This window comes from Variovorax sp. UMC13 (assembly GCF_014170375.1).
GTDB lineage: Bacteria > Pseudomonadota > Gammaproteobacteria > Burkholderiales > Burkholderiaceae_C > Variovorax.
In genome coordinates this window covers 257340-270806 of record NZ_LZZW01000031.1, presented here as the reverse complement: position 1 = coordinate 270806, position 13467 = coordinate 257340, and the positions used below count along the sequence as shown (strand labels likewise).

Below are 13467 nucleotides of genomic sequence, written 5' to 3'. Positions count from 1 at the left end.
TGCGGTGGCGCGAGGCAGGTGCCGCTACCGTCGGAACCCCTGCTCGTTCCCCTGCTGTTGTTGCTGCGACCACGACTGCGCCACTTGCAGTTCGCGCTGCTGCGTCGCTTGCGCCAGTTGCTCGAAGCCCTGCTCGGCCGGCATACGCGCTGCCTGCACCGGATCGACCATCGCCGAGCTCAGGCAGCGCAGGCCGCCCCACGGTGCATGGCCGACGATCAGTTTGAGCCGGCCATTGGTATCGGGCTCCAGCGCCACCACATCCAGGCGCCTGGACAGCGGCTGTGCCTTGAAGTCGGCCAGCGCCTGCGAGGCAATGCTGGCGCTCTGCTGCGCATCCCAGCGGCCATGCTGCACGACCACCCCGTAGATCTTCTGGAAGTCCTTGTGATCCGGATGCGCGGGGTCGCGTGGATCGGTCTGGCGCATGGGTGCAGCAGGCTCGGTGTGAACCGCCGGGCGCTCGTCGTTCCTCTGGCCGCTGAGCTGCGCGATCTGTTCCCGAGCGGCAACCAGTTCGGCCTCCTTCGCTGCCCAGCGGGCCTGCATTTCGGGGCTGTCGCCCGCGCCGGCTTGCGCGGTCGGCTGCGGGAGCGTGATGGTGCTCTGCTCGTGCGAAGAGATGGGCTGCGCGGGTGGCAACGCTGCCGACTGCGCAGAAGCAGGAACCACTGGTGGCGCGACGCCGACAGGGCTCGGTGCAGCTGCAGGGATTGCAGGCGCCGACGTCTGTTGCCTGCTTGGCGCAGCGGGCATCTTCACTTCAGGCTCGAACTGTTTCTGCACAGGCATATCGCTCAACAGACGCCCTTGCGTGCGTTCCTGCGTGCGATTCACCGATGGGGGTGACGGGCTCGGCTCGTGCCTGAAGCGGTCCCGGTCCTGCTGCTGCGCCAGGGCCAGGCCTCGCATCAGGTCCTGCTCCTGTGCCTGGTGCATGCGGTACGACGGGCTGCCCTTGACCAGCGTGGAGGGATCCAGCTTGCCGACGGCCTGCAAGGAACCGACAGAGATCTGCTCGGGCTCGTCGCGGCGCTTGTGGGCCTCAACGAAGGGCATGCCACCGGGCGTGGGCGTGATGCGTTGTTCGTGCGTGGTGACAGGGTGGGCGGGCTCCCGATGTGCGGCGGGCCGTGTGGGGGCCGGAAGAGGGGCCCCTTGCGATGCCATCTGCTGGCGCGTGGCCTCGAGTTCATCGCGCACGGGGCCCTGTGCTGTGTTCGTGCCGTAAAGGCTGCCCGGCGTGGTCCACTGCCCGTCCTTGCCCCGTGTGTAGGTATGCCCGTCGGAGGCCGGCAACTGGTCGGGCGGCGTCTGCGCGGCGTCGAGCACAGCCGCCGGCACCGGCCCATGCTGCTTCCAGCCGTGCTGGTCGTAGGCGTTCTGGTAGCGCGCGGCGATGGCTCGCGGACCTTGGGCGATGTTGTGGGCGATGGCGGCCTGCGCGGCACGGTCGAGCTGCAGTGCCTGCTCGGGACTGGCCGTGACCGTGCGCTGGACCGGCATGCCGTGCGTCAGGGGAGTCGCCGGCTCGAAGGTCTGGCGTGTCCAGGCGTGGCTTTGCGGATCGCGCAGCCACGGCTGATTGGCAGCTGCCCGTCCGGGCAGCACCGCTTCACCGGTGCTTTCCGGCGGCTGCTGGAACGGGTCCTGAAGTGCTGGCCCGCGGGCCAGCGCCAGTTCGACGGCGGTGCTGCTGGCTTTGTAGTTCACTTCGTCGGCCAGCCGTGGGGCGGCGTGCATCAGCTGGCTCTTGTAGCCAGCGGCTTCGGACGGACCTTGCGGGCCGAACTCCCCAGGGCGTGGCAGGCGTGTCCAGCCTTGTTCCGGGTGCTGGGGGTCAAGCTTCCAGACGTTGCCGTCGCTGCCGCGCTGGCTGTGGATGCGAGCCTGGTCGGCGGCGTCCATGATCCTGTCGCCGGCGACGGCACCGATCACGCCGCCGGCCAGGCCCAGCGCCACGGCACCGGGGCCGGTTTCGATGCCGGCGGCCGCCGCGATCGAGCCCACGGCCATGGCGCCACCGGCCATGCCGAGGCCGCGGCCCGCGAAGTGCATCACCTGCGACTGCGCACCGGTCAGGTTGCCCTGGTCGAGCAGTCGGGAGGCTTCCCGGCCTGTGGTGATGGCATCGGGGATCTGGGCGGCGGCGCCAGCGACCTTGAGGCCGAGGTGGACACGCGCGATACCGGGCTCGATGCGTACAGCGCGATCAACGGCGGCGGCTTCGGTCGCGCCACGCTGGACGTCCGTTTTGATCTTGAGCTCGTTGTTTTCGCGCAGGACGTTTTGCGCGGTGGGTGGCGTCACTTTGGGATGGCGCGGCAAGGCTTCGGGAAGCTGCTGCTCCCAGGCTTGCTGCTTTTGCCATTTGTGGTTCAGGCCGCGGGTGCGCTCCGGATCGGTCAGGCGGGCTTCGCGGGCCTGCGCCAGCGCCGCGCCTGGCTTCAACGGGCTGGTGCGGCTGTCGTAAAGCTCGGCGCCTTCGCGGTTGTAGATGCGGATGCGCGCGTCGGGCAGTTGCGCATGCACCTTGTCGAGGTTGGCGGGCAGGCTGTCGTAGACGCTGCTGCGGACTTCCTGGGGGACGAAGCGGCCGTAGCCCTTGTTGTCGAGGTCACGGGCGAAGCGTTCATGCACGCCATGTTCACTTTCGAGGCGGTGCGTGGCGAGCACGCGCACCTCGACTTCATAGGGATGCGTTGGCAGGGCCTGCATCTTCTTCATTTCGCCGATCCAGTGGTCGGCGCCACCCAGTGTCGTGTCGAAGACGATGTTGCGTCGGCCTTCGACGAAGGCGTGGTTCAGTTTGTCGGTCCAGCCTCGGGCGTCCTGGTGGGTGTGGCTTGCCCATGTGTAGGGGTGGGTTTCGCGGAGCTTTTCGACATCGCGATGGAATTTGCGCGTCTCATCGAGATCAAGCTTGACAACGTTGCCGGTGAACTCTTTCTCAACAGCGCTGGCTAGACCACCCTTGCCAGCACCTGGTTGACCTGCCAGGACGATGGCGCGAGGATATTTCTGTGCGGCGGTCTCCTGAAAGCCACTTTCTGGAAAGATCTTTTCGGCATAGATACGGTTATGCGTGGCTTCGTCTAAGGTCCATTCCGTCGAGTGACTCATTGGAAGTCCTTTTCATAGGTCTTAAAGTAGTTCCAAAGATCGTCGTCGGCATGTATGGAACGTCTTGCCTTACTAATCGTCACTCTCTTTCGCTTTGCTTGTTCAGCAGCTTCCGAGTCCCTTTGTGCTGTAGCTTGCTCTGCCTCTTTGTCCGCATCACCCCAAATTGCATCAAACGTGCCCTCCAGCAGCCAGATGGCACTGTCAAAGCTCAGGGCACCCAATGGGCCGTAGTGACTCTTGGTCAAGCCATCCTGTAGTTCGTCAATCAACTCTGGATAGTCTTTGAGCAATTCGCGCACGGTGCGAGGCACGGGTGGCGGTGGGAAATTGAGGTGCTTGCGTGTCATTTGAATGGCCTCCTTGAACGGGTCGTCAGTGTGGATTCTTTGCCACAGGGTTGTTGGTGCACGTGCGCATGCAGCTTGTCGAGGTGGGCGAACAGGCTGCCGCAAATGCTGCTGCGCACTTCCTTGGGACGAAGCGGCACTTTTTCTTTCTCATCCCTGAGTCTCCAGCGATCCCAGGTACCCATGTTGGGTACTGAGCGACAGCCGCCAGCAACTCCATTGGACCGAACGGCCTGTAAGGCAGCCTTTTCCATTCGCCCTGAACGTGGGGCGGGCCGGGACGGCACGGGTCCAGGTCATGGTCTTCCCTTTCGCGCTCTTCGGCGCAGTCTTTCCGACGATCGATGTGTGACGCGCGAAAGCGTAGCACCGCGATGCCCGGGAAGGGAAGCCGGCGGACGTGCGGGAGGTGACGCCGCAGAACGCTGGTTAGCGCGGCGTCAAGACGCCGCCGTCACCGACGCCGCATGCCGCCGCCAGAAGGCCGCATCCGGCACGGCGCCGAAGCCCGCCTTCGCGTTGTCCGCCATGTGCTCGGGCCGGCTGGTGCCGGGGATCACGCAGGTCACGGCGGGATGGCTCAGCGTGAACTTGAGCAGCACCTGGGCCCAGCTGGTCGCACCGATCTCGGCCGCCCAGCCGGGCAGCGGCTTGTCGCGCAGCCCGCGCAGCAAACCGCCGCCGCCGAAGGGCTGGTTCACGATCACGGCCACGCCGCGCTCGGCCGCGAGCGGCAGCAGGCGCTGTTCGACCGCGCGGTCGTCGATCGAATAGTTGATCTGCAGGAAGTCGAGCGTCTCGGCGCGCAGCACCGCCTCGACCTCGCCGAAGGCCGAGGCCGTGTAGTGCGTGATGCCGATGTAGCGGATGCGGTCGCTGGACTTCCACGCGCGCAGCGTCGCGAGCTGGGTGCGCCAGTCGACCAGGTTGTGCACCTGCATCAGGTCGATGCGCTCGGCCTTCAGGTGCGCCATGGACTGTTCCATCTGCGCGATGCCGGCCTCGCGCCCGCGGGTCCAGACCTTGGTCGCGAGGAAGGCCTGGGGGCGGTCCTTCGATGCGGCCAGCAGTTCGCCCGTGGTCTGCTCGGCGCGGCCGTACATGGGGGAGCTGTCGAGCACCGTGCCGCCTGCGTCGAACAGCGCCTGCAGCACGCCCGGCAGGCGCCGGTATTCGTCGCTGCCCGGCGCGTGGCCGAAGCCGACCCAGGTGCCGCAGCCGATCACGGGCAGGGCTTCCTTGGTCGAAGGGATGGGGCGGGTGTTCATGGGGGTTTTCTTCTGCGCCGCGGCGCCGAAGGGCAGGCCGGCGGTGGCGACGCCGGTCGACAGGCCGACGGCCATGCGCAGCACCTGGGCGCGCGTGAGTCCGGCGGGGTGGGCGTGGGGCAACGGTGGCATGGCGACTCCTGGGAAGGTGGGGGTCAATCGGCAGCGTGTCCTGCGGTGGATGCACGGGGCGCGGTCGAGTTCCCCGCAGGGGCGTGCAATCGTCGCTCCTGCTGGCGCGCGAGCCACAGCGAGAGGACGGCCCATGCGGCGGCCAGCGGAATCGCCAGCGCCGCCAGGCCCGCGAAGCCCACGCCCAGGGCGCCCAGGCCGGCCGAGATCCAGCCGCTGACGGCATCGCCACCGCGGTAGACCACGGTCTCGATCGCGTTCTTGGCCTTGTACTTGGCCTCGCGCCCGACCACGGTGAACAGCACCTCGCGCGCCGGCCGCGCGATCGCGTAGTCGAAGGCGCGGCGCAGGGCCTGCGCGGCGGCCAGCACGAGCACCGTGGGCGAGAGCGCCACCGCCGCGAAGGCCAGCGCCGAGGCGATCGGCAGCAGCACCAATGCCGTCCCCACGCCGAAGCGCTTCATGAGCCGGCCGGTGACGAAGAGCTGCAGCAGCAGCGTGAGCGTCGATACGCCCAGGTCGACCAAGGCGAAGAAGCGGGTGCGCGATGCCGTATCTGAAAAGGCCCCGGCCACGATGCGGCCCTGCTCGAAGTAGAGGAAGGTCGAGGCCGCGGTGTGCAGCAGCAAATAGCCGCACAGGCCCAGCAGGTAGGGCGAGCGCGCGATCAGCGCCAGGCCGGCCAGCACACTGCCGCCGATGGGGCGGGCGTCGCCGGTGGCCGTGGCGGCGCCAGCGGCGCCTTCATGCGCAAGTCTTTGGCCTTCGCGCGGATACAGCCGGTGGAAGCACTGCAGCGCGGCTTCGAGCAGCAATGCCGCGCCCAGCGTCAGCGCGACCGGCCCGAGCGCCGTGACCAGCGAAGCGGCCAGCGCCGGCCCGACGAAGGTGCCCGCGGTGCCGCCGGCCGCGATGAAGCCGAACAGCCGCCGGCCCTGTGCGTTGCTGAAGCAGTCGGCCAGCACGCTCCAGAAGATGCTGATCACGAACAGGTTGAAGACGCTGATCCACACGAAGAACACGCGGCCCACCCAGACGCCGTGCACGCCGCTTGCGATCAGCACGCAGAACACCAGGATGCTCACGGTGAAGAAGCGGTAGGCCAGCGGCACGAAGCGCCGCGGCGGCAGCCGGGTGACCAGCCAGCCGAACAGCGGCACCAGCGCGAGCATCGCGACGAAGGTGGCGCTGAACAGCCACTGCAGTTCGTCCGCGCCGCCGGCCAGGCCCAGCGCATCGCGCAGCGGCCGCAGCAGGTAGTAGCCGCCCAGCAGGCAGAAGAACCAGCCGAAGCCGAGCAGCGTCGCCCGCACCTCGTCCGGCTGCACGTCCACCGCCCGACGCAGCCAGCGATGGAGCAGGGCAGGGGGCGCGGGCGAAGGGGCAGTCACGCAGCCAGTTTGCCCAAGAAGCGGCCAGTTGCCGTCGGATGCCCTTGCGATGGCGTTGGCTCTCAGCCTGACCCGCGAAACTTGCATGCAAGGGTAAACCCCGATGTTTCGTCTGAAACCGGTTTCATACACTGGCCAGCCCACGCACCGCTTGCCTGTCCGCAGGATTTGCCCAGTGAATTACCAATTCCAGTTCGACGCCGTCTTCGCCGCCTGGCCACTGCTCCTCAAGGGCACGTGGATCACCATCCAGCTCTCGCTGGTGGCCACCGTGCTCGGCCTTGTCGTCGCCATCTTCTGCGCCTGGGGCAAGACCTCGGGGCCCGCCTGGTTGCGCTTCATCGTCAATGCCTACATCGAGGTGATCCGCAACACGCCCTTCCTGGTGCAGCTGTTCTTCTTCTTTTTCGCGCTGCCGGCCATCGGCCTGCGCTGGTCGCCCTACACGGCCGCGCTGACCGCGATGGTGGTGAACCTGGGCGCCTATGCCACCGAGATCATCCGCGCGGGCATCGAGTCAATTCCCAAGGGCCAGATCGAGGCGGGCCGCGCGCTCAACCTCAAGCCCTGGGAGATCTTCCGCTTCGTGATCATCAAGCCCGCGCTCAAGGCCATCTACCCGGCACTCACCAGCCAGTTCATCCTGCTGATGCTGAGCTCGGCCGTGGTGTCGGTGATCTCGGCCGACGACCTGACCTCGGTCGCGGCCAACCTGCAGTCGCAGACCTTCCGCAGCTTCGAGATCTACATCGTGGTGGCAGGTATCTACCTGTTGCTGGCCTTGAGCTTCTCCGGCCTCTTCAAGCTGATCTATCAGCGAACCCTCAACTATCCGGATCGTCGATAGCAATGGCTCGCCCCCAGTCTTCGCGCACTTCGTGTCGCTTCGCCAACCCCCTACCGGGGGCAACACCAGCGGCCCGGCAAAGCCGGTTCCGCGGTGTTTCCCGATCAAGCCTGCATCGAGCTGAGGCGCCGGTTGCCCACTCGCTGAAAGACTGAGATTTGATATGCGTACCTTCGGCTTTCCCGAATTCCTCTTCATCCTCCAGGCCGTCCAGTGGACGCTGGCGCTGTCGCTGATCGCCTTCGTCGGCGGCGCGCTGCTGGGCCTGGTGATCGCGCTGGCGCGCACCTCCGAGAGCCGCTTCGCCCGCGGCGCGGCCGTCACCTTCATCCAGATCTTCCAGGGCACGCCGCTGCTGCTGCAGCTGTTCCTGATCTTCTTCGGCGCGCCGGTGCTGGGCCTGGACATCAACCCCTGGATCGCCGCGGGCGCCGCGCTGATCCTCAACAGCGCGGCCTTCCTGGGCGAGATCTGGCGCGGTTGCATCGAAGCCGTGCCGCGTGGCCAGATCGAGGCGGCGCAGGCGCTCAACCTGCGCTATGTCGCCCGCATGCGCGACGTGGTGCTGCCGCAGGCCTTCAAGATCGCGCTCGCGCCGACCGTGGGCTACGTGGTGCAGATCATCAAGGGCACCTCGCTGGCCGCCATCATCGGCTTCACCGAGGTCACGCGCGCCGGTCAGATCATCAACAACGCGACCTTCCAGCCGCTGCAGGTCTTCGCCACCGTGGCCGCGATCTACTTCGTGATCTGCTGGCCGCTGTCGCTGCTGGCCGCGCGCATGGAGCGCCGCCGCGCCCAGGCGCTGGCCCGCTGATTCCCCCTTTCTTTTCTTGCCTGTTCCCGTCCTCAACTCAGGAGACTTCGACATGACCCGTTCCACCACCCGCCGCACCGCCATCGCTGCCCTCGGCCTGGGCGCCGCACTCACCGTGTTCGCGCCTTTCGCCACCGCGCAGTCGATCGCCGACATCAAGAAGAAGGGCGAAGTCACCATCGGCATGCTGGTCGACTTCCCGCCCTACGGCACGACCAACGCGCAGAACCAGCCCGACGGCTACGACGCCGACGTGGCCAAGCTGCTGGCCAAGGAATGGGGCGTCAAGGCCAACATCGTGCCGGTCACCGGCCCGAACCGCATTCCCTTCCTGCTGACCAACAAGGTCGACCTGCTGGTCGCCTCGCTGGCCATCACGCCCGAGCGTTCGAAGCAGGTGCAGTTCTCCACGCCCTACGCCGCGGCGACCATCGTGCTGTACGGCAAGAAGGACGCCAACATCAAGGGCGCGGCCGACCTCAAGGGCCAGCGCATCGGCGTGGCCCGCGCATCGACGCAGGACGTGGCCGTGACCAAGGCCGCACCGGAAGGCACCGAGATCCGCCGCTTCGACGACGACGCCTCGGCCATGCAGGCCCTGATGTCGGGCCAGGTCGACGCCATCGGCTGCTCGGTCACCGTCGCGGCGCAGATCGCCAAGCGCGTGCCCGCCAACACCTTCGAGAACAAGTTCACGCTGGTGCAGCAGGCCATGGGCGTCGCGATGCGTCCGGGCCAGGAAGAGCTGCTGAAGAACGTGAACGCCTTCGTCGAGAAGAACACGGCCAACGGCGAGCTCAACAAGCTCTACCAGAAGTGGCTGGGCGCCGACCTGCCCAAGCTGCAGTAAGACGGGAGCGGACTTCCGGACGCGGAAGGAAGACAAAAACTGCGCAGAGTCCGCAGAAGGAAGCCAACAGCGTCTTGGATTCTCCTTTTGCGTCTTCTGCGAAACCTTCGCGTCCTCTGCGTCCGGCCATCCGATTTTCTTGAACCCAACAGAGTGAGAAGCCTCATGAGCGAGCCCATCATCCGCATGGAAGCGGTCAACAAGTGGTACGGTGAATTCCAGGTGTTGACCGGCATCGACCTGTCGGTCCGCGCGGGCGAACGCATCGTGATCTGCGGGCCTTCGGGCTCGGGCAAGTCGACGCTGATCCGCTGCATCAACCGCCTCGAGACGGTGCAGCAGGGCCGCATCGTGGTCGACGGCATCGAGCTCACGGCCGGCGGCAAGAACGTCGATGCGGTGCGCGCCGAAGTCGGCATGGTGTTCCAGCAGTTCAACCTGTTCCCGCACCTGACCATCCTCGAGAACTGCACGCTGGCGCCGATGCGCTCGCGCGGCTTGTCGAAGGAGCAGGCGGAAGAGGTGGCGATGAAGTACCTCACCCGCGTGCGCATTCCCGAGCAGGCCAAGAAGTACCCGAGCCAGCTGTCGGGCGGCCAGCAGCAGCGCGTGGCGATCGCGCGCGCGCTGTGCATGTCGCCCAAGATCATGCTGTTCGACGAGCCCACCTCGGCCCTCGATCCCGAGATGGTCAAGGAAGTGCTCGACACCATGATCGGCCTGGCCGAAGACGGCATGACCATGCTGTGCGTGACGCACGAGATGGGCTTCGCCCGCAGCGTGGCCGACCGCGTGATCTTCATGGCCGACGGCAAGATCGTCGAACAGGCGCCGCCGGCCGAGTTCTTCAGCAACCCGAAGAACGACAAGACCAAGCAATTCCTGGGTCAGATCCTTTCATCGCACCAGGCGCACTGATGGCCTCGATTCCCGTACTGATCTCGCTGTCGTCCTTCGGCGCGGCCGAGGTGGGCCGGCACGGCCAGCTCTGGTGTTCCGAACTCGCGCGCGCCGCGGGTGCCGATTCGGTCGAGGTGCGCGGCGAGCTGCTGCGCAACCCCGACGCCGAACTGCCCGCGCTCGCGGGCCATGCCTCGGTCTACAGCAGCCCCGAGGGCCTGTGGGCCGAAGGCGGCTGGCTCGACAGCGCAGCGCTGGCGCGCGGCATCGCCGCCGCGACCACGTTGGGCGCCAGGCGCCTGAAGATGGCCATCGGCGATTTCCGCACCAGCTCGCACGGTTCGCTGTGGGGCCTGAAGACACAGCTGGCCGAGACCCGCATCGAGCTCTTGATCGAGAACGACCAGACCGTCTCGGCGGGCACCCTGACCGCGCTGCTGACCTTCTTCGACGTGGCCGACCGTGCCGGGTTGAACCTGGGCATGACCTTCGACATGGGCAACTGGCACTGGCTGGGCGAATGCCCGCTCGAAGCCGCCAAGGCCCTGGGCCACCGCGTGCGCTATGTGCACTGCAAGGGCGTGCAGCGGCTGCCGGCCAAGTGGGTCGCGGTGCCGCTGGCCGATTCCTCGGCCCCCTGGCGCGCGGTGCTGCGCGCGCTGCCGGCCGACGTGCCGCACGCCATCGAATACCCGCTGATCGGCGACGACCTGCTGGCCGTCACGCGCACCCAGATCGACTTCATCCGCGCCGCCCGCGCCCTGCCATGACCGATACCGCCTTCGACGTCGCCCTGTTCGGCGAAGCCATGCTGCTGCTGGTGGCCGACCGGCCGGGCCCGCTGGAAGACGCGCAGTCCTTCCACAAGCGCACCGCCGGCGCCGAGACCAACGTGGCCATCGGCCTGTCGCGCCTGGGCCTCAAAGTGGGCTGGGCCAGCCGGCTCGGCACCGATTCGATGGGCCGCTACCTGATCGCGACCATGAAGGGCGAGGGCATCGACTGCAGCCACGTGATCTGCGACGCGTCACAGAAGACCGGCTTCCAGTTCAAGGGCCGCGTCACCGACGGCAGCGACCCGCCGGTCGAGTACCACCGCAAGGGCTCGGCCGCGAGCCAGATGACGGCCGACGACATCGACGTGCCCTGGCTCACTTCCGCGCGCCATCTGCACGCCACCGGCGTGTTCGCCGCCATCTCCGCGACCACGCTGCCGGCCGCGATCAAGACCATGGACACGATGCGCGCCGCGGGCCGCACCGTCTCCTTCGACCCCAACCTGCGCCCCACGCTGTGGGCCTCGACCGAGGCCATGCGCAGCGCCATCAACGACCTGGCCTCGCGCGCCGACTGGGTGCTGCCCGGCATCGAGGAGGGCCTGCTGCTCACCGGCCAAAGCACGCCCGAAGGCATCGCGGCTTTTTACCGCCAACTCGGCGCGAAGCTGGTGGTCGTGAAGCTGGGCGCCGAGGGCGCCTACTACGACAGCGACGTGGCCGGCACCGGCCGCGTGGCGGGCTTCCCGGTCGAGGAAGTGATCGACACCGTGGGCGCCGGCGACGGCTTCGCGGCCGGCGTGATCAGCGCCCTGCTCGAAGGCCGCAGCGTGCCCGACGCGGTGCGCCGCGGCAGCTGGATCGGCGCGCGCGCGGTCCAGGTGCTGGGTGACACCGAAGGCCTGCCGACGCGGGTCCAACTCGACGAGGCGAAGCTGGGATGACCGCTGCAATGCGCAAGAAGGTGCTGGTGTTCCGCGAACTGCCCGAGGACCAGCTCGCGCGGCTGCAGGCCGTGCACGACGTGACCGTGGCCAACCCGAAGGTGGCCGCCCAGCGCGCGGCCTTCGATGCCGCGCTGCCCGAGGCGCAGGCGCTGATCGGCTCGAGCTGGCCGGTCGACGCGGCGCTGCTCGACCGCGCACCCAAGCTCGAGGTGATCTCGAGCGTGTCGGTGGGCGTCGACAACTTCGCGCTGGCCGAACTGCACCGGCGCGGCATCCTGCTGTGCCACACGCCCGGCGTGCTCGACGAGACCGTGGCCGACACCATGTTCGCCTTGCTGATGGCGACCAGCCGTCGCGTGGTCGAGCTGTCGAAGCTGGTGCGCGAAGGGCAATGGACCAAGAACATCGGCCCCGAGCTGTTCGGCACCGACGTGCATGGCAAGACGCTGGGCCTGCTGGGCTTCGGCCGGATCGGCCAGGCCATCGCGCGCCGCGCGGCGCTGGGCTTCGGCATGCCGGTGCTCTACCACGCACGCCGTGCGGTGGACCTCGCGGAGCAGGCGCCCGAACTGCAGGGCCATGCGCTGCACACGCCGCTGAACGAACTGCTCGCACGCGCCGACTTCGTGGTCGCGATGCTGCCCCTGTCCGACGCCACGCGCGGCATGATCGACGCCGAGGTGTTCGGTGCGATGAAGCCGGGCGCGATCTTCATCAACGGCGGCCGCGGTGCCACGGTGAACGAGGCCGCGCTGCTGGCCGCGCTCGACAGCGGCCATCTGCATGCGGCCGGGCTCGACGTGTTCGCGACCGAGCCGCTGCCGCTCGATTCGGCATTGCGCACCCATGCGCGCGTGACGCCGCTGCCGCACATCGGCTCGGCCACGCACGAGACGCGCCATGCGATGGCCGAGCTGGCGACCACCAACCTGCTGCAGGCGCTGGCCGGCCAGAGGCCGGGCGCGGTCTTCGACACGGCCTCGGCGTGAGCACCCGGGCACCGCGCCAGAAGCCCGCGGGCCAGCGGGCCACCATCGCCGACGTGGCGGCCGCGGCCGGCGTGTCGAAGGCCACGGTTTCGCGCTTCTTCAACCACCGCGAGCGGCTGCTGAGCCCCGACATCGCGGCGCGTGTGGAGACCGCGATCGTCGCCCTCGACTACTCGCCCAGCCCCATGGCCCAGGCCCTGAGCCGCGGCAGCACGCGGCTGATCGGCCTGATCGTGGCCGACATCACCAACCCCTATTCGGTGGCCGTGCTGCGTGGCGCCGAGAAGGCCTGCCAGGACGCGGGCTACCTGGTGATGCTGTTCAACCTCGGCAACGAGAGCGGCCGCGAGCGCGAGGCCATCGATGCGCTGGCCAGCTACCAGGTCGACGGCTTCATCCTCAACACGCTGGGCCGCGGCGCCAGCACCGTCGACGCGGTGGCGCTGCACGGCAAGCCGGCGGTGCTGGTCGACCGGCGCCATGCGGGCATGCAGGCCGACTTCGTGTCGCTCGACAACCCGGGCGCGATGGCGCTGGCCTGCGAACACCTGCTGGCTGGCGGCTACCGCGAGTTCCTCTACCTCACCGAGCCGCAGAAGGGCGTGAGCACGCGGCGCGAGCGTACGAATGCCTTCGGCGACTGCATGGCCGCGCATGCGCCGGGCGTGAAGGGCGAGGTGTTCGAGAGCGAGGAGGGCGACAGCGCCGGCCTCGAGGCCGCGCTGCGCGCCCTGCGCCAGCGGGCCCGGCGCGCTCGGCGTGCGCCGGCCGTGATCTCCGGCAATGCGGTGGTCACCCTGCGCGTGGCCGCGGCGGTGGCCGGGCTGGACTGGCAATTCGGCGAGGACCTGGGCTTCGTCGGCTTCGACGAGGCCGAATGGTCGCCGCTGGTCGGGCCTGGCCTGAGCACCATCGCGCAGCCCACGGCCGAGATCGGCCGCGGCGCCGCCAACTGCCTGATCGAGCGCCTGCGCGGCCTCGACGTGCCGCCGCGGGTGCTGCTGCTGCCGGGCGAGCTGGTGGCGCGGGGGTCGTCGCGGCGGGACGGCGCGGCCTGAGCGGGCCGGCCTGCCTGGC

General features: G+C 68.2%; 12 protein-coding genes. 8 read left to right on the top strand and 4 right to left on the bottom strand.

The features are described from left to right. Positions 1-24 precede the first annotated feature (24 nt). From A9977_RS26320 to A9977_RS26305, 4 genes are all read right to left on the bottom strand, one after another. A complete protein-coding gene (locus A9977_RS26320) occupies positions 25-3123 on the bottom strand; it encodes a zeta toxin family protein (protein ID WP_183027746.1) in 3099 nt (1032 codons plus the stop codon). Then, positions 3120-3473, bottom strand: coding sequence for a hypothetical protein (locus tag A9977_RS26315; RefSeq protein ID WP_183027745.1), 354 nt, complete (start codon positions 3471-3473; stop codon positions 3120-3122). Before A9977_RS26315 ends, A9977_RS26320 begins: the two co-directional genes overlap by 4 nt. Before the next feature lie 440 nt (positions 3474-3913). Beyond that, on the bottom strand, positions 3914-4873 hold the full coding sequence (locus A9977_RS26310) for an aldo/keto reductase (protein WP_183027744.1): 960 nt from the start codon (positions 4871-4873) through the stop codon (positions 3914-3916). Positions 4874-4896: 23 nt separating this feature from the next. Then, complete coding sequence (locus tag A9977_RS26305; protein WP_310936196.1) at positions 4897-6264, bottom strand: MFS transporter; 1368 nt, start codon at positions 6262-6264, stop codon at positions 4897-4899. A 175-nt stretch (positions 6265-6439) separates the two neighbouring features. On the opposite strand from A9977_RS26305, the gene A9977_RS26300 reads away from it, so the two are divergent. From A9977_RS26300 to A9977_RS26265, 8 genes are all read left to right on the top strand, one after another. Further along, on the top strand, positions 6440-7111 hold the full coding sequence (locus tag A9977_RS26300; protein ID WP_183027742.1) for an amino acid ABC transporter permease: 672 nt from the start codon (positions 6440-6442) through the stop codon (positions 7109-7111). A gap of 163 nt (positions 7112-7274) precedes the next feature. Further along, positions 7275-7928, top strand: coding sequence for an amino acid ABC transporter permease (locus A9977_RS26295; RefSeq protein ID WP_183027741.1), 654 nt, complete (start codon positions 7275-7277; stop codon positions 7926-7928). 52 nt (positions 7929-7980) lie between these two features. Continuing rightward, positions 7981-8778: a transporter substrate-binding domain-containing protein gene (locus A9977_RS26290; RefSeq protein WP_183027740.1), complete on the top strand. Its 798-nt coding sequence runs from the start codon at positions 7981-7983 to the stop codon at positions 8776-8778. A gap of 165 nt (positions 8779-8943) precedes the next feature. After that, positions 8944-9696 carry an amino acid ABC transporter ATP-binding protein gene (locus A9977_RS26285; RefSeq protein ID WP_183027739.1) on the top strand — a complete coding sequence of 251 codons (753 nt, stop codon included), beginning with the start codon at positions 8944-8946 and terminating at the stop codon, positions 9694-9696. After that, complete coding sequence (locus tag A9977_RS26280; RefSeq protein ID WP_183027738.1) at positions 9696-10448, top strand: sugar phosphate isomerase/epimerase; 753 nt, start codon at positions 9696-9698, stop codon at positions 10446-10448. Before A9977_RS26285 ends, A9977_RS26280 begins: the two co-directional genes overlap by 1 nt. Then, entirely contained in the window at positions 10445-11398 is a 954-nt protein-coding gene (locus A9977_RS26275) for a sugar kinase (RefSeq protein WP_183027737.1), read from the top strand. The genes A9977_RS26280 and A9977_RS26275 overlap by 4 nt, the downstream gene beginning before the upstream one ends. Then, positions 11395-12390 carry a D-glycerate dehydrogenase gene (locus A9977_RS26270; RefSeq protein WP_183027736.1) on the top strand — a complete coding sequence of 332 codons (996 nt, stop codon included), beginning with the start codon at positions 11395-11397 and terminating at the stop codon, positions 12388-12390. Before A9977_RS26275 ends, A9977_RS26270 begins: the two co-directional genes overlap by 4 nt. Continuing rightward, a complete protein-coding gene (locus A9977_RS26265) occupies positions 12387-13448 on the top strand; it encodes a substrate-binding domain-containing protein (protein ID WP_183027735.1) in 1062 nt (353 codons plus the stop codon). The genes A9977_RS26270 and A9977_RS26265 overlap by 4 nt, the downstream gene beginning before the upstream one ends. Positions 13449-13467 lie beyond the last annotated feature (19 nt).